Here is a 17,923-nt window from a genome sequence, read left to right as displayed (position 1 = left end):
ACGACGGGTTCGGGAGTGGCCAATCCGAAGAGTCGGCAAAGGATGAAAGCCGACCGCGTGTAACTGATGTGACGCGCCTATCTGCCCTCCCGAACCCGCCTTCATGTCCGGGGTACGGGCAGCCACACCACGGATCGGCCGGACACCACGATCGACCGCAGCGCCGTCGCCCACCACGATGGATCCCGTGACGACAACCGCCCCCGCAGCTCGGACGCTGTCCCAACCGCTGCGCCCCGAGGCCTGGCGCACCTACGCGTATTTCCTGCTGGCCACCGCGCTGGCAGTCGTCGGGGTCGCGTTCCTGTTCGCCGCCGGTCTGGCCTCCGGTCTGCTGTTGGTGACGCTGATCGGCATCCCGCTGCTGGCGCTGATCGTGATGAGCGGCCGGGCGTGGAACCGGCTGTACCGGTCCCTGGCCCGGCTGACCGGCGTCGAGATCGAGGCCCCGCCGCCGTTCGTCCGGCCGCCGGGCCGGTTGCAGACCGTTGCGGCCGCGCTCACCGACGGTGTCGGTTGGCGCAGCCTCGGGTTCGTCGCGCTGCACTCGCTGGTGATGACGCCGGTCGGCTACGGCCTGATCCTGGCCGTCGTGGTGTGCGCGTCGGCCGTCGCCTCTCCGGTGGCATTCCTGGTGACCGGGGAACCCTTCATCACGATCGGGGAGCCGATCGACTCACTGCCGCTGTATCTGCTGCTGTCGGTGGCCGGCGTGGCCGGGCTGTACGCAACGGGTTGGCTGATTCTCGCCGCGAGCCGCTTCGACGTGTGGATGGCCCGGGCGCTGCTCGGCGCGACCGACCGCGACCGCCGGGTCGGTCACCTCGAGCGAGCCCGCGCCGACGTGGTCGACGAATCGGCGGCCACCTTGCAGCGGGTCGAACGCGATCTGCACGACGGGACCCAGGCGCGGCTGATCACGGTGGCGATGGCGTTGGCCCGCGCCGAGGACCACTTCGCCGCCTCCGACGTCGGCCGCGCCCGCACCCTGGTGTCCGACGCGCTCGCCAACACCAAAGACACGCTGGCCGAGCTGCGCGAGATCGTGCGTGGGATCCGGCCGCCCGCACTAGATCTCGGTTTGGAGGCCGCCGTCGGGACGCTGGCCGCCCGCAACCCGCTGCCGGTCGAGGTGTCGGTCGACCTTCCCGTGCGTCCGTCGTTGGGCGTGGAGACCATGGCCTACTTCTGCGTGGCCGAGCTACTGGCCAACGTGTCGCGGCACTCGGGGGCCGACCACGCCGCAGTGAGCATTCGAAGCGATCCCGCCGAACTACGGATCACCGTGCGTGACAACGGCTCCGGTGGGGTGCAGGTCGGCAACGGTTCGGGCCTGACCGGTCTGCGCGACCGGTTGGCCATGCTCGACGGTGAGCTGACGGTCGTCAGCCCTGACGGCGGACCGACAGTGGTCACCGTGACCGTGCCGCCGGGAGCCGGCCGGTGATCCGCGTCGTCATCGCCGAGGACAACGCGATCCTGCGCGACGGCCTGGCTCAGCTGCTCGCAGAGCGTGGCCACGACGTCGTCGCCAAGGTCGGCACCGCCGAGGAACTGGTCCGCGTCGTCGAGGAGTTGACGCCCGCCGTCGCGATCGTCGACATCCGGATGCCGCCGACATTCACCGACGAGGGCCTGGTGGCCGCGGTGTCGCTGCGCCGCTCGCACCCGTCGGTGGGGATGCTGGTGTTCTCGCAGTGGGTCGAGACCCGGTATGCCACTGAACTTCTCGGTGGCGCACCGGAGGGTGTCGGGTATCTGCTGAAGGACCGGGTGACCGACATCGGCGAGTTCGACGCGGCGCTGCGGCGGGTCGCCGACGGCGGGACGGCGCTCGATCCGGAAGTGGTGCGCCAGCTGATCGGCAGCTGGCAGGCCTCCACGGTGCTGGACCGGCTGACCCCGCGCGAGTCAGAGGTGCTGGCGCTGATGGCCGAGGGGCATTCGAACAGCGGTCTGGCCCGGCATCTTTCGATCAGCGAGCGGGCCGTCGAGAAGCACGTGTCGGCGATCTTCACCAAGCTGGACCTGCCGCCCTCGCAGGCACACCACCGGCGGGTGCTGGCGGTGGTCACCTACCTCAACTCGTAGGCCGTCAACTCGTAAACCGCAACGCAAAACGCCCCCGGGAAGAGTCCGGGGGCGTTTTGGTCAAAGAAGCGGGCCGAAGGCCTCAAAGGAACCGGACTAGAAGGCCGCTTCGTCGAGTTCCATCACGTCGTTGTCGAGATTCTCGACAACCGACCGGGTGCTGGTGAGCAGCGGCAGGAAGTTCTTCGCGAAGAACGACGCCACCGCGACCTTGCCCTCGTAGAAGGCGCGGTCGTCGCCGCTGGCACCCTCGTCGAGCGCGGTGACCGCCACCGCGGCCTGCTGCTGCAGCAGCCAGCCGATGACCAGGTCGCCGACGCTCATCAGGAAGCGCACCGAGCCCAGGCCGACCTTGTACAGCTCGGTCGGGTTCTCCTGCGCGGCCATCAGGTAGCCGGTCAGCGTCGCGGCCATGGCCTGGACGTCCTCCAGCGCGGTAGCCAGCAGCGCACGCTCGGCCTTGAGCCGACCGTTGCCCGCCTCGCTCTTGACGAACTGCTCGATCTGGCCCGCCACGTACGCCAGCGCCTGGCCCTTGTCCCGCACGATCTTGCGGAAGAAGAAGTCCTGCGCCTGGATCGCGGTGGTGCCCTCGTACAGCGAGTCGATCTTGGCGTCGCGGATGTACTGCTCGATCGGGTAGTCCTGCAGGAAGCCGGACCCACCGAAGGTCTGCAGGCTCTCGGTGAGCTTGGCGTACGCCTGCTCGGAGCCGACACCCTTGACGATCGGCAGCATCAGGTCGTTGACCCGAACGGCCGTGTCGGCGTCGACGTCGTGGACGGCCTTGGCGACCTCCGAGTCCTGGAAGGTCGCGGTGTACAGGTACAGCGCGCGCAGGCCCTCGGCGTAGGACTTCTGGGTCATCAGCGACCGACGCACGTCCGGGTGGTGCGTGATCGTGACGCGCGGCGCGGTCTTGTCGGTCATCTGGGTCATGTCGGCGCCCTGCACACGCTCCTTGGCGTACTCGAGCGCGTTCAGGTAACCGGTCGACAGCGTGGCGATGGCCTTGGTGCCCACCATCATTCGTGCCTGCTCGATGACGTCGAACATCTGCGCGATGCCGTTGTGCACCTCGCCGACCAGCCAGCCCTTGGCGGGCGTGCCGTGCTGGCCGAAGGTCAGCTCACAGGTGGCCGAGACCTTCAGGCCCATCTTGTGCTCGACGTTGGTGACGAAGACGCCGTTGCGCTCGCCCAGCTCGCCGGTCTCGAAGTCGAAGAGGAACTTCGGCACGAAGAACAGCGACAGACCCTTGGTGCCCGGGCCTGCGCCCTCGGGGCGGGCCAGCACCAGGTGGAAGATGTTCTCGAACAGGTCATCGGAGTCGGCCGAGGTGATGAAGCGCTTCACGCCGTCGATGTGCCAGGAGCCGTCGTCCTGCTGGACGGCCTTGGTCCGGCCCGCACCGACGTCGGAACCGGCGTCGGGCTCGGTCAGCACCATGGTGGCGCCCCAGCCGCGCTCGGTGGCCAGGACTGCCCACTTCTTCTGTTCCTCGGTCGCGTTGTGCGCGAAGATCTGCGCGAACGCGGCACCGCCTGCGTACATCCACACGGCGGGGTTGGCACCCAGGATGTGCTCGTTGAGCGCCCACAGCAGCGCCTTGGGGGCGGGCACACCGCCGAGTTCCTCGTCGAGGCCGACCTTGTCCCAGCCGCCCTCGATGCAGGCGCGCACCGACTTCTTGAATTCTTCGGGCAGTGTCACCGAGTGCGTCGCGGGGTCGAAGACCGGCGGGTTGCGGTCACCCTCGACGAACGACTCGGCGATCGGGCCTTCGGCCAGCCGGGCCATCTCGGAAAGCATCTCGCGGGCCGTGTCGGCGTCGAGGTCGCTGTACTCACCCGTACCCAGCGCCCGGTCGAGGCGCAGCACCTCGAACAGGTTGAACACCTGGTCACGTACGTTGCTCTTATAGTGGCTCACGGTTCCTCCTCGGTGAGATAGCCACTCACGGTTGGGTACTCGGGATAAGTTACCCACCAGTAACTGGGTCGGACTATACCCATCAGTAACTTCAACTCAAACCCCCCGCGGCCAATTCCTCGGGCCGCACCGACCACCTGGTTGGCCGGGCCGCCCAAACGCCCAGTTGACACGTGCCTGACCAGTCATTTCCCGGTGATGTGAGAATCGTCACGCGGCTCCCGGCTAGGGTGTGGCGATGCTTCGCGTGGCGGTCTGGGGTACCGGAAACATGGGTGCGACGGCGATCCGCTCGGCGGTGGCGTTCCCCGGTCTGCAACTGGCCGGCGTCATCACCTCGACGCCCGAGAAGGCGGGCCGCGACGCGGCGTCGTTCGCCGGGCTGGACCCGGTGGGTGTCGCCGCGACCACCGACGTCGACGCGGCGCTCGGCGCGTGTGACGCGGTGGCCTACATGGCTTCCGGTGACATCCGCCCCGACGACGCGGTGGCCGACATCGAACGGTGCCTGCGCGCCGGCCGGCATGTGGTGACGCCGTCGCTGTATTCGCTCTACGACCCGCGCTCGGCGCCGCAGGAGTGGCTCGACCGGCTCACCGCGGCCGCCGAAACCGGATCGGCGACGCTGTTGGTCAGCGGTGTCGACCCGGGCTGGGGCAACGACGCGCTCGCGGTGATCGCCGCCGGGCTGTGCACGCGCATCAAGACCATCCGCTGCCAGGAGATCTTCGACTACTCCACCTACGACCAGCCGTACGCGGTCAAGGTGTCATGCGGCTTCGGCGGGTCGATGGACGACACCCCGATGATGCTGCTGCCGTCGATCCCAACCATGGTGTGGGGCGGCAACATTCGACTGGTCGGCCGGGCACTCGGCGTGGAGATCGACGAGATCACCGAGGACGTGCAACGGCGACCTCTCGAGGAGTCGGTCGACACCGTGATGGGCCCGTTCGAGAAGGGCACCCAGGGCGCGTTCTGGCTCAAGGTCATCGGTCGCTCCGGGGGCCGCGAGCGGATCGTCATCGACCACATCACCCGCATCCACGCCTCCTGCGCACCGGACTGGCCGTACCCCGACCAGGGCGTCGGCGATCACCGCGTCATCATCGACGGCGACCCGCAGCTGACCATCACCACCCGCGCCGACGTGCCCGGCGGCACCCGCGCCGACGGCGGCAACACCACCGCGGCCAACCGGTTGCTCGGCGCGCTGGCCTGGCTCGTCGAGCAGAAGCCCGGTATCTACGACGGCCTCGACGTGCCGCTGCAGACGACGCTGCCGCCCGAGGTTCAAGCCGAGCGCTGGGCCTAGCCTCAGCTCTCCGCGGGCGGTGGATCTGCGGGCTGCGGCTCCGCTGGTTCGGCGTCGGGCAGCTGACCCACCAGGTACTCGGCGAGCCCGCCGATCGTCGGGTAGTCGAACACCGCGGTCGCGTTGATGGTGAACTTGCCGCCGAACTGGCTGTGCAGCCGGTTGCGCAACTCGATCGCCATCAGCGAGTCCGTGCCGAGGTCCAGGAACCGGCTCGACGGCGCCGGCGGCTGGGCCAGCCGCAGGAACGTCTGCACCTCCCGCTGCAGGAACTCGGTCACGAAACCGGCGCGCTGCGGAACCGGGACCTCCATCAACTGCTTGAGCAGCTCACTGTCGCCGGTCACCTCGCCCTCGGGGCGCGGCAGCACCAGGTCGAGGATCGGCGGCCGGGTGGCGCCCAGCAGCTTGGCGGCCCGGGCCCAGTTGGCCTTGACGACGGTCGCCTGGGCGGTGCCGTTGGCCACCACCTCGCCGAGCGCGGTGAGCGCGGCCGACGGTTCCAGCGCGATCAGCCCCTGCGCGTTGAGGTTTGCGCGCGCGGCCTCCGAGGACGCCATCCCGCCGTCGGCCCACGGCCCGAAGTTCACACCGGTCGCGGGCAAGCCGTGTGCCCGGCGGCGGGCCACCAGACCGTCGAGCCACGCGTTCGCGGTCGCGTAGTTGGCCTGCCCGGGTGAGCCGAAGACGCTGGACACCGACGAGGACACGATGAAGAAGTCGACGTCGTCGTCTCTGGTCAGCCGGTCGAGGTGGAACGCCCCGAACGCCTTGGGCGCCAACGTGGTCCGGAAGCGTTCGACATCCTGCTGCGAGAGCAGCGCGTCGTCGAGCACACCGGCGAGGTGCACCACCCCGGCCAGCGGCGGCAACTCCGCCCGGATCCGCTCCAGCAGCGCCGCCACCTCGGCCTCGTCGCCGACGTCGGCGGACATGGTGTGGATGCGGCACCGGTGCCGCTCGGCGATCTCGTCGATGGTGCGCTGCGCGTCGGCATCGGGTGCGCGCCGGCTGGTCAGCACGATGTCACCGGCCCCCAGCTGCGCCAGATACGCGGCCGTGTGCAACCCGATCGCGCCCAGCCCACCGGTGACCAGGTAACTCCGATCCGGCTGCGGTGCAAGCGGATTGGGGATCTGCAACACGATCTTGCCGATGTGCCGCGCCTGCTGCATCCGCCGGAACGCGGTCCTCGCTTCGGTCAGCGGGTAGATCTCCGCGGGCAGCGGGGCCCACTCGCCGGACGCCAGCCCGTCGGACACCTCGGTCAGCAGCCTGCGGATACGTTCGGGCTCCTGGAACGTCACCGTGTCCAGCGCGACGATCTCGTAGGCGATGTCGGGCCGGGCGGCGGCCATCTGCTCCGGCGTCCAGATGTCGCGCTTGGCGATCTCGGCGAACCGGCCGTTCTGCGCGGTGGCCCGCACGGTCGCTTCGATGAAGCCCTCGTTGGTCAGGCTGTTGAGCACCACATCAACACCGTCGCCGCCCGTATCCTCGAGGATCTGGTCGGCGAAATCGGTGGTGCGCGAGTCGTAGACGTACTTGACGCCCATCTTCTGCAGCGTCGCGCGTTTGTAGGTGCTCGCGGTCGCGAAGACGACGGCGCCGTGCTGCTGGGCCATCTGGATCGCGGCCAGCCCGACACCACCGCTGGCGGCGTGGATCAGCACCCGGTCGCCGGGCTGCAACTGCGCCCAGTCGAACGCGAGGCGGGTGGTCAGCGCCGCCGCGGGAATGGTCGCCGCGGCCACCGGGTCGAACCCGTCGGGCACCGGCGCCACCAACTGCGCGGGCACGTTGAACCGGCTGGCGAACGCGCCCTGCATGAACCCGTAGACCCGCTGACCGACCTCCAGGCCGGTCACCCCGTCACCCAATTGCGTGACCACACCGGCGAAGTCGCCGCCGATCGGACCCGGGTCGCCCGGGTACAGACCCAGCACGTTGAGCACGTCGCGGAAGTTCAGGCCCGCCGCCTCGACCCGCACCTGCACGTAGCCGTCGGCCGGTGCCGGCACGTCGGCTTCGGTCAGCCGCAGGTTGTCGATCGCGCCGCGCTCGGTCGGGGCCAGCACGTAGTCGGTCGACCGCGGCACGTTCAGATGCCCGCTGCGGGCCCACGGCAACAGCCGCGACGCCAACAGTTTGCCTTGGCGCAGCGCCAGTTCCGGCTCCTCAACCGGTGCGGCCAGCAGATCGGCCAGCGCGCGCACCGCCTCGGGCGAGCCGTCGCAGTCGACCAGCTTGCAGCGCAGCGCCGGTTCCTCGTTGATCGTGGTGCGGCCGAAACCCCACAGCGCGGCCTGCACCGGATCGGCGGGTTCACCGGATTCGCATGCCACCGCCCGTTCCGTGACGATCCACAGTCCGCCGGGCAGCTTCACCGGGCTCTGCACGGCGCTGAGCAGGTCGGCGATCTCGGCCTCGATCCGCGAGGCCACATCGGAGCTCGACTCGTCGTGACGCGGCGTCATCGCGCGCCACACCACACCGGTGAACGGCAGCCCGCGCTCCTGCGCCTGCACCAGCATGTCGCCGAGCGACTCGCTGTCCGCGGACCGGTCGGCCGGGATGCAGCCCGGCACCGTCGCGGCGAGTTCGTCGAACCCGGAGATCAACCAGGTGCCATCGGGGGTGGCCGATTCCGGCAGCGGTACCTCGTGCCAACCCAGGGTGTAGAGCAGCCGCGTCGCGTCGCCGCCGAGTCCGCGCAACAGCGCCTCGCGCGGCGCGCGTTTGACCGTGAACTCGGTGATGCCGCCGAGCGGACGCCCGTCGCGGCTGATGAACTCGAGGTCGAAGACCTGCGTCTCGCTCGTCAGTTCGCTTGTGCGCCAATGTGCGCGGCAGTAGAACCGGCGCGGCATCTTCTCCCGCAACGCCACCTGCCCGTAGCGCAGCGGCAGGAACAGGTCGCTGACGCCCTGTTCGGCGGCCAGCAGCGCCGGGAACGCCGGGAACGCGACACCGGTGCACAAATCCATCAGCACCGGGTGCATCGGCTCGGTGCCCAGCTGCTCGGCCAGCTCCTCGCCGACGAAGACGTCGCCGATCGCCTCGCCGTCGCCCAGCCACAGCGACTTCAGCGATCCGGACCACGTCGGGCCCCACGACAGTTCCATGTCCGCGAACGTCTCGAACAGGTCCTGCGGGCGCATGCGGTTGCACCGCTCGATCGCCTCGTCGACCGGATCGGTCGACACCGGCGCGTCGTCGAGTCCGCTGACCACGGTGCCGTCGGCGTTCAGCGACCATTCGGCGCCGCTCTCGCCGTGCGCGCGGCTGTGCACCTGGAACGTCCACTCGCCGTCGGTCCCGCTGGGATGCAGCGTCAGCTGCACTTCGCGGGAACTCTTCTCCGGCAGGATGATCGGCTCGTAGAAGAAGACCTCCCTGACCCGCGCCGGCGCGCCGACCGCGGTCAGCGCCATCGCGGCGTAGGTGGCGCCGGGCACCACGACGGTGCCGTAGATGACGTGGTCGGACAGCCACGGCTGCGACTTCACCGACAGCCGGCTGGTGTAGACGGTGTCGCCGGAGGCCAGTTCCTTGGCGCTGCCCAGGAGTCCGGACATGGCGGGACCGTCGACCGAGATGCTCGACGTCCTGGGCCAGAACCGGCGGCGCTGGAACGGATAGGTCGGCAGCTCCAGTGGGCGGCCCGGCTGCCGGTACAGCGCGGCGAAATCGGGTCGGTGCCCGCCGACGTAGGCCGCGGCCAACGCGTCGGCGATCTGGCGCCGGTCGGCCACGCCCTTGCGCAGCGAGGCGATCGCCCGCGGGGCGGGCATGTGCTCGGGCCAGACCTGCACCGCGGCACCGGTCAGCACCGGCTGCGGGCCGATCTCCATCAGCACCGAACATCCCAGTGCGGCGACGGTGCGCACACTCTCGGCGAACTGCACCGGCTGGCGCGAGTGCCGCCGCCAGTACTGCGCGTCGAGCGGGCTCTGGGCGGTGAGCACGGCGCCGGTGCGGTTGCACACCAGCGGCAGCGTGGGCGCGGCGAACTCGAACTGCCCTGCAAACGCCTCGAACTCGTCGAGCACCGGGTCCAGCAGCTCGGAGTGGAACGCGTGGCTGGTCTCCAGCCAGGTGCAGCGGATGCCCTCTTCGGCGAACTTCTCGACGACCTGCTCGACATCGCCGCCGGGACCGGACAGCACGGTGTTGGGCCCGTTGTAGGCGCCGACGGACACCCGCGGGAACTCCGCGGCGACCTGCTCGACGTGCTTGGCGTCGGCGAATATCGCCACCATGCGGCCGCCGTCGGGCAGGCTGCCGAACATCCGGCCGCGCTCGGCCATCAGCCGCGCGCCGTCCTCGAGGCTGAACACGCCTGCCACGCAGGCCGCCGCGTACTGGCCGACGCTGTGGCCCAGCACCACGTCGGGTTCGACACCCCAGGACTGCCACAGCCGCGCCAGCCCCATCTCGATCGCGAACAGTGCGGGCTGCGCGTACGACGTGTGCCGCAACCGGTTTCCGATCTCGCGGTCGGTGGCGAACAGCACGTCGAGCAGCGGGACCGGGAGCAGGTCGCGCACGGCTTCGGCGCACCGCGTCACGGTCTCGGCGAAAACCGGTTCGGCGTCGAACAATTCGCGGGCCATGCCCGGGTACTGGCTGCCCTGGCCGGTGAACAGCCACGCGGTGGTCGGCTGGTGGGTGTGCTCACCGAGCACGACGCCGGGGCGGCTGCGGTTCTCGACCACGTCGGCCAGCCCCTGGCGGGCGGCGGACACCGAGTCGACCACCATCGCGGCGCGGTACTCGAAATGCGACCGGCCGGTGCCCGCGGTGCGGCACACCTCGGCGAGGTCGACGTCGGGACGCTCGGCCAACCATGTGTCGTAGCGCTTCGCCAACGCCACCAGGGCCTCCGGTGAGCGCGCCGACAGCGGCAGCACGTGCGCGGCAGGCTGATCGGGGGTTGCTTCCGACTCGCGCTCGGCGGGTGTCGGCGGCTCCTCGATCAGCACGTGCGCGTTGGTGCCGGTGAACCCGAACGAGCTCACACCGGCCCGGCGCGGCCTGCCGTTGGCCTGCCACGACACGGCCTTGTCGACGACGCGCACCGGCAGCGAGTCCCACGGGATGTGCGGCGACGGGTTCTGGAAGTGCAGGCTCTGCGGAAGCAGGTTGTGCTGCAACGACAGCACGACCTTGATCAAACCGGCGGCGCCGGACGCCGACTCGGTGTGCCCGATGTTGGTCTTGACCGACCCCATCAGCAGCGGCCGGTCCGCGGGACGCGACCCTCCGTAGGCCGCCGCCGCGGCCTGCACCTCGATCGGGTCGCCGAGCGGGGTGCCGGTGCCGTGCGCCTCGAGGTAGTCGACGTCGGCGCCGGTCCACCCGGCCCGCGCCAGGGTCGACTCGATAAGCCGTTGCTGCGCACCGCCGTTCGGGACGGTCAGGCCACTGGACGCACCGTCCTGGTTGACCCCGCTGGCGGAGATCACCGCGCAGATCCGGTCACCGTCGCGTTCGGCGTCGGGCAGGCGCTTGAGCACCAGCACGCCGCAGCCCTCGCTGCGCACGTAGCCGTCGGCCGACTCGTCGAACGTCTTGCAGCGGCCCACGGGCGACAGCATCCGCGCCCGCGAGGCCGCGACCACGGTGACCGGGCTCAGCAGCACGTTCACCCCGCCGGCGAGCGCGAGGTCGCAGTCACCGGAGTGCAGCGCCTGCACGGCCTGGTGCACGGCGACCAAAGCCGAACTGCACGCGGTGTCCACGGCCACCGCCGGACCTTCCAGGCCCAGCGCGAACGCCACCCGGCCCGAGATCGCGTTGAGCGCGTTGCCGGTGATGAAGTGGGGTTCGATCTTGTCGATCGACTCGGCGGACAGCAGGTGGGCGTACTCGTTGGCGGCCACCCCGGTGAAGACGCCGGTCCGGCTGCCCCGCAGCTCGGCCGGGGAGTACCCGGCGCGTTCGAGTCCCTCCCAGACGGTTTCGAGGATCAGCCGCTGCTGCGGTTCGATCCACACCGCTTCCCGCGGCGAGATGCCGAAGAACTCCGGGTCGAATCCGTCGATGCCGTCGAGGAACCCGCCGAACCGCGTGTAGGTCTTGCCGGGGGCGTCGGGGTCCGGGTCGTAGAACTCCTCGATGTCGAAGCGGTCCTCGGGCACCTCGCGGATCGCGTCCACACCGCCGGAGAGCAGGTCCCAGAACGCCTCCGGGTTCGGTGCGCCCGGGAACCGGCACGACACCGCGACGATCGCGATCGCGTCGTCGTTGCGCGCGACCGACGCAGGCGGGGCGGCCGGCTTCTGCGTCTGCTCGGCCAGCCCGAGCACCTCGTCGAGCAGGTAGTTGGCCGCGTCGGACAGCCGCGGCTGATCCATCACCAGCGTGACCGGAATCTCCTTGCCGAGCCCCTCTTCGAGGCGGCGGCGCAGTTCCACGGCCATCAGCGAGTCCATGCCGAGGTCGAAGAACCCGGCGTCCTCGCGGATCTCGGCGGCGTCGACGCGGGTCACGTCGGCCACCGCGTCGCGCAGATAATCGGTCAGCAGTCGTTTGCGTTGCTGCACAGGAGCGTTGGTGAGCCGATCGACCAACGGGGTCCGGCCTCCGGTCGCCACCGCCGGGGCCGCGACCGCGGTGGGCACCTCGCGCTCGACCTCCGCGAGGAACCCGCGCCGACCCGTCTGCTGGTACAGCGGAAGGAACCGGCTCCAGTCGATGCGGGCCACCACGCCCTGCGCCAGGCCGGGAGCGAGGACGTCGGCCAGCCCGGCCAGCGCGTCGGCCGGCGAAAGCGTGTGCACGCCGCGCTGTTCCAGGCGCGCCCGGGATTCGCTGTCGGCCATGCCCGCCGCCCACGGCCCGAAGTTCACGCTCGCTGCGGCGATGCCGTTCTGGCGCAGGCGCCAGGCCAGCCCGTCGAGGAACGCGTTGGCCGCACCGTAGGCGGTCTGCCCGAAACCGCCCCACACCGAGGCGATCGACGAGGTGCTGACGAAGAAGTCGAGCTGCATGTCCGCGGCGGCTTCGCTCAGATTCCAGGCGCCCCAGACTTTCCCGGCGAAGACGCGGTCCACCTCGGCGTCCTCGAGGTCGGCGAGCGGGGTGGTGCCGATCTCGCCGGCGGCGTGCACGATCCCGGCCAGCGGAGGCAGGTCGGCGATGCCGGTCAGCAGGCGCGCGACGTCGTGCGCGTCGGCGACGTCGGCGGTCACGACCCGGATGTCGGTGCCGTGCTGCGCGGTGAGCGCGTCGATGCGGGCGCGCGTCGCGTCGCCCGGGGTGCGGCGGCTGGTGAGCACCAGGTGGCCTGCGCCGTTCGCGGCGAGGTGCCCGGCGATCTCCAGGCCGATGGCCCCCAGGCCGCCGGTCACCAGATACGTTGCGTCCGAACGTAGCTGCAGTCCTGTGCCGTTGGGCTGACCGGCGCGACGGATGAGCCGGGGCACGTACGCATTCGGCCCGCGCAGCGCGATCTGGTCATCGACGCCACCGGAGGCGATCCGGTCGAGCAGCGCCGACCACTCGTCGCCGCTGCCGTCGCCCAGGTCGGCCAACCCGCCCCACAGGTGGGGAAGCTCCAGGGCCGCCGCCCGGCCGAAGCCCCACAGGCAGCTCTGGTCCGGCGCCACACTGTCGGCGTCCACGACGCGCTGTGCACCACGGGTGACCAGCCAGACCGGCGCCCGCACACCGGTGGCGGCCAGCGCGCGGAACAGGCGACGCGTGCCGCCCAGGATCTGGTGCTGCATGCGCAGCAACGACCGCATCGACGGCGCGACACCGGAGTCCAGCGCCGCCACGTGCACGATGCGCAGGGGCGCGTCGTCCTGCGCGGCCGCACGGATCGCCGCCTCGAACTGCTCCTGGTCGGCGTCGGAGGCCGGCAACCCGACGAGGCGGTGCCGCTGCCCGCGCGCGGTGAGCGCGTCGAGCAGCGGCCGCACCTCAGGGGTGTCGTCGCCGACCAGCAGCCACGTACCGGTCTCACCGGTTGCGGCGGCCGATGCGGCCTTCTCCCAGCGGATCTCGTAGCGGGCATCGGCGATCGACTGCGTGGTGCGCTGCTGATTGTGTTGCGCAGCGAGCTTGGTCAGCACGTCGAGGGTCTGGGGATCGCTCGTGTCGCCGAGCAGGGTGGCCAGTTCCTCGAACCGGCCGTCCTCGAGTAACCGGACCGCCTCGGTGGGCGCGGCCGACGGCGCGGTCTGCTCGGGCGCCTCGGGTTCACCGTCGGGCCGGTTGTCGTGGAACCAGTACTGGCGGTGTTCGAACGGGTAGGTGGGCAGGTCGACCTTGCGCGCGTCGGGCCGCCGGAACGCCGCGAACTCCGGCGTATGGCCGAGCACGTAGGCGTCGCCGAGGGCCTCGATGATCTGCCGGTGGTCGGGGGCGTTGCGGCGCAGCGAGGCGACCGCGCGGGGCGCGGTGGCGGGGTCGGGCCAGGCGGACAGCGCCGCGGCGGTCAGCACCGGTCGCGGGCCGATCTCGAGCAGCACCTTGCAGTTCATCTCCGCCAGCGTGCGCACACTCTTGGCGAACTCGACCGGTTGGCGCGCATGCCTGCGCCAGTAGGCACCGTCGAGACGCACAGTGCGGCCCAGCGCCGCGCCGGTGCGGTTGTCGATCAGAATCCGTTGCGGCGCAGCGAAATCGAACTTGTCGGCGAATGCCTCGAACTCGTCGAGGATCGGGTCCAGCAGCGCCGAGTGGAACGCGTGGCTGGTGTCGAGCCACTCGCAGCGCACGCCGTCGGCCGACAACGCGGCCACGGCGCGCTCCAGATCCGTTGCCGGACCGGACAGCACGGTGTTGGCGCCGTTGTAGGCGGCCACCGACAGGCTCGGGTACTCGTCGGTCAGGCTCTCCACCCGCTCGGCGGGCGCGAACACCGCCGCCATCCGGCCGCCCGCGGGCAGGCTGCCGAACAACCGGCCGCGCTCGGCCATCAGCCGCGCGCCGTCCTCGACGCTGAACACGCCGGCCACGCACGCCGCCGCGTACTGGCCCACGCTGTGGCCCAACACCACGTCGGGCTCCAGCCCCCACGACTGCCACAGCCGGGCCAGGCCCATCTCGATCGCGAACAGCGCGGGCTGCGCGTAGGCGGTCTGCCGCAGCGTCTCCTCGGGGCCGTCGAAAATCACGTCGAGCAGCGGCTTTTCGAGCACATCGGCGACCGCCTCGGCGCACTGCCGCACCGTCTCGGCGAACACCGGTTCGCTGTCGAACAGCTCGCGGGCCATGCCCGGGTACTGGCTGCCCTGCCCGGTGAACAGCCACGCCGTCTTCGGCGGGTCCTGGGAGTCCCCGCGGATCAGGCCGGTGGCGGGACGGTCGTCGGCGAGCGCGTCGAGCAGGTCGACCGCGGACTGGCGCGAGTTCACCACCAGTGCGGCGCGCTGCTCGAGATGTGCGCGCCCGGTGCCTGCGGTGAAGCACACGTCGGCCAGCGGGACCTCGGGGTGCTCGGTCAGCCAGGTGCGGTACCGGTCGGCCAGTTGCTTGAGCGCGGCCGGTGTGCGCGCCGACAGCGGCAGCAGCGCGACCGTGTCGTCGTCCTCGGCTGACACCGGCGGTGCCGGTTCGGGTGCCTCTTCGAGGATGACGTGGGCGTTGGTGCCCGCGAAGCCGAACGAGCTCACCCCGGCGATCCGAGGCCGGCCGGTGCGCTGCCACGGCCGCGTCTCGGTCACCACCTCGACCGGCAGCCGGTCCCACGGGATGTGCGGTGACGGGGTCTCGAAGTTCAGGTGCTTGGGCAGGGCCTCGTGCTCGAGTGACAGGACGACCTTGATGACACCGGCGATGCCCGCCGCGGCCTCCAGGTGACCGATGTTGGTCTTGGCCGAACCGATCAGCAGCGGCTGGTCCGGGTCGCGGCCCGCGCCGAATGCGGCACCGGCGGCCTGGGCTTCGATCGGGTCACCGAGCGAGGTGCCGGTGCCGTGCGCCTCCAGGTAGCCGACGTCGCCGGGCTGCACCCCCGCGCGGTTGAGCGCATCGGTGATAACGCGTTGCTGCGCAACGCCGTTGGGCACAGTCAGCCCGCCCGAGGCACCGTCCTGGTTGATGGCGCTGCCGCGGATCACCGCGCGGATCCGGTCGCCGTCGCGCACCGCGTCCTCGAGGCGCTTGACGACGATGACGCCGCAGCCCTCACCGCGCACGTAGCCGTCGGCGGCGGCGTCGAACGTCTTGCACCGGCCGTCGGGGGCCAGCATGCGGGCGTTGGAGAACGTGATCATGGTGGCGGGGGTGAGCAACACGTTCGCCCCGCCGGCCAACGCCAGGTCGCATTCACCGAGCTGCAGCGCCTGGCAGGCCTGATGGATGGCCACCAGCGACGAACTGCACGCGGTGTCGACCGCGACCGCGGGGCCCTGCAGCCCCATCCGGTAGCTGATCCGTCCCGCGGCGGCGGCGCTGGACGTGCCGATCGCCATGTACGCCTCGATCTCGGGGTACGTCAGCTGATCGGACACCATGCCCAGGTAGTCGTGGGTGGCCAGGCCGACGAACACCCCGGTGTTGGAGTTCGCCAGCGATGTCGGCGCGATACCGGCATGCTCGACCGCGCGCCAGGCGGTCTCCAGCAGCAGGCGGTGCTGCGGGTCGACCATCCGGGCTTCGCGCGTCGACATCCCGAAGAACGGTGCGTCGAAGCCGGTGGAGTCCTCGACGAACCCCGCCCGGCGGGTCACGACCTTGCCGGGCGCTCCGGGTTCGGGGTCGAAGAAGTCGTCGACGCTCCAGCGGTCGGCGGGCACTTCGGAGATCGCGTCACGGCCGTCGCGCAGCAGTTCCCAGAACTCGTCGGCGTCAGCGGCACCGGGGAACCGCGCCGCGTATCCGACGATTGCAAAACGAGCAGCCTCGTTCGGGTTTGCGGCCGATCCCATACCCGTGCTGTCCTCCCTAGAAGCAATGATCGGGAGAACATGACCAACGGGACACCTTTCGCGCCCGAAAATAACGTTCCCCCGCCGCACACTATGGCATGTTCGCAAGCTGTATGCGCGTCGCCGTCAACCCGGCCGTAGCACGGGCCGAGCACGGGCCGGGCAACGTGGCACGGGCGAGAGTATGTTGATCCGGCGACTGCCCATACGCCGATCGTCAGCCGGCGGATCGGGCAGCACTGGGAAGGACAAGAAGCTTTTGCGGATCGGCAAGATCACGGTTGGCGCACTTGAGGAATGGTCGTTGAGCTCGGGCGCTGTCACGTCGTGGCATCCGACGGCCGCTGCGGTCGACAAGGCGCGCAAGGCGCCGGTGAGCACCGTGCCCGTCAGCTACATGCAAGGTCAGCACCTGCGCAACTACTGCGAGCGCACCGACGCGGGGATGAACTTCTCCCGCCAGATCATCGCCAGCTGCGAGGTCGGCGGCCAGTGCGACATCGACGCCATGGACCACGCCGTCAACGCCTATCTGCGCCGGCACGACACGTTCCGCAGCTGGTTCCGGCATGCCGGTGACGGGCAGTTCATCCGGCACGCGCTGGAAGACCCGGCCGACATCGAGTTCGTCCCGGTCGACCACGGCACCATGACCGTCGAGCAGATCCGCGAGCACGTCGTCGGCATCCCCGGCCCGCTGGAGTGGGGGTGCTTCACCTTCGGCATCATCCAGAACGACGGCCGGTTCACGTTCTTCGCGGCCATGGACCACGTGCACGGCGACGCCACCCTGATCGGCACCACCATGCTCGAAGCCAACGGCATGTACTCGGCGCTGAGCAGCGGCGGAGAGGCGCTGGTGCTGCCGGAGGCCGGCAGCTTCGACGAGTTCTGCATCCGCGAACGCGAACGTACCGCCGAGCTGACCGTCGACTCGCCCGAAGTGCGGGCCTGGATCGACTTCGCCGAGAACAGCGGCGGCGGTTTCCCGGAGTTCCCGCTGCCGCTGGGCAACCACCTGGAAGCGAAAAGCAGCACCATGACCACCGAGGTCCTGATGGACACCGGGCAGACCGAACGCTTCGAGGCGGCCTGCGCGGCGGCCGGGGCGCGGTTCGTGGGCGGGCTGTTCGCCTGCCTCGCGCAGGTCGAGCACGAACTGACCGGTGCGCTGACCTACTACGGCCTGACCCCGCGCGATTCGCGCACGGCCACCGACAACTTCATGACCCAGGGCTGGTTCACCGGCCTCATCCCGATCACCGTGCCGATCGGCGCGGCCTCCTTCGCCGACGCGGCCTGGTCGGCGCAGGCGTCGTTCGACTCGAACCTGAACATGGCCAAGGTGCCGTATTACCGGGTGCTGGAACTCGCGCCGGACCTGAACTGGCCGCAACCGAACTTCCCGGTGTCCAACTTCTTCCACGCCGGCGCCGCCCCGCTGAACGCGGTGCTGGCCGCCGCCGACATGGGCCTGGCCGACAACATCGGGATCTACCCCGACGGGCGGTTCTCCTACCAGCTGACGATCTACATCTTCCGGTACGGCGAGGGCACGGTGATGGCCATCATGCACCCGGACAACAACGTCGCGGCCAAGTCGGTCACCCGCTACATGCAGACCATGCGATCGGTGTGCTCACTGGTCGCCGACAGCGGCAGCTGGGGACGCGTCGCTTAGCGTGGAGCTTCAAATCTCGGT

General features: G+C 70.2%; 6 protein-coding genes. 4 read left to right on the top strand and 2 right to left on the bottom strand.

Annotation, left to right across the window (positions count from 1 at the left end):
• The first annotated feature begins 178 nt into the window (after positions 1-178).
• On the top strand, positions 179-1,447 hold the full coding sequence (locus tag BHQ18_RS06000; protein ID WP_069412643.1) for a sensor histidine kinase: 1,269 nt from the start codon (positions 179-181) through the stop codon (positions 1,445-1,447).
• Positions 1,444-2,091, top strand: coding sequence for a response regulator transcription factor (locus tag BHQ18_RS05995; protein ID WP_069412642.1), 648 nt, complete (start codon positions 1,444-1,446; stop codon positions 2,089-2,091). The genes BHQ18_RS06000 and BHQ18_RS05995 overlap by 4 nt, the downstream gene beginning before the upstream one ends.
• 96 nt (positions 2,092-2,187) lie before the next feature.
• On the opposite strand, the gene BHQ18_RS05990 is transcribed toward BHQ18_RS05995, so the two are convergent.
• Entirely contained in the window at positions 2,188-4,023 is a 1,836-nt protein-coding gene (locus tag BHQ18_RS05990; protein ID WP_069412641.1) for an acyl-CoA dehydrogenase, read from the bottom strand.
• Positions 4,024-4,261: 238 nt separating this feature from the next.
• Between BHQ18_RS05990 and BHQ18_RS05985 the strand changes: the two genes are divergently transcribed.
• On the top strand, positions 4,262-5,338 hold the full coding sequence (locus BHQ18_RS05985; protein ID WP_069412733.1) for an NAD(P)H-dependent amine dehydrogenase family protein: 1,077 nt from the start codon (positions 4,262-4,264) through the stop codon (positions 5,336-5,338).
• Positions 5,339-5,340: 2 nt separating this feature from the next.
• Here the strand turns inward: BHQ18_RS05985 and BHQ18_RS05980 are convergent, their stop codons facing one another.
• A complete protein-coding gene (locus BHQ18_RS05980) occupies positions 5,341-16,221 on the bottom strand; it encodes a type I polyketide synthase (RefSeq protein WP_069412640.1) in 10,881 nt (3,626 codons plus the stop codon).
• A gap of 259 nt (positions 16,222-16,480) precedes the next feature.
• Here BHQ18_RS05980 and BHQ18_RS05975 point away from each other — a divergent pair, with 259 nt between their 5' ends.
• Entirely contained in the window at positions 16,481-17,902 is a 1,422-nt protein-coding gene (locus BHQ18_RS05975; protein ID WP_069412639.1) for a condensation domain-containing protein, read from the top strand.
• Positions 17,903-17,923: the final 21 nt, after the last annotated feature.

This window comes from Mycolicibacterium flavescens (assembly GCF_001722335.1).
GTDB classification, from domain to species: domain Bacteria; phylum Actinomycetota; class Actinomycetes; order Mycobacteriales; family Mycobacteriaceae; genus Mycobacterium; species Mycobacterium flavescens.
Note: the sequence above shows the minus strand (reverse complement) of the source record. Positions and strands in the feature narration are given on the sequence as shown.

Bases quoted from the DNA above. Each gene is read 5' to 3' on its own strand.
- BHQ18_RS06000 (WP_069412643.1), top strand. From the start codon at position 179: ATGGATCCCGTGACGACAACCGCCCCCGCAGCTCGGACGCTGTCCCAA.
- BHQ18_RS05985 (WP_069412733.1), top strand. From the start codon at position 4,262: ATGCTTCGCGTGGCGGTCTGGGGTACCGGAAACATGGGTGCGACGGCG.
- BHQ18_RS05980 (WP_069412640.1), bottom strand. From the start codon at position 16,221: ATGGGATCGGCCGCAAACCCGAACGAGGCTGCTCGTTTTGCAATCGTC.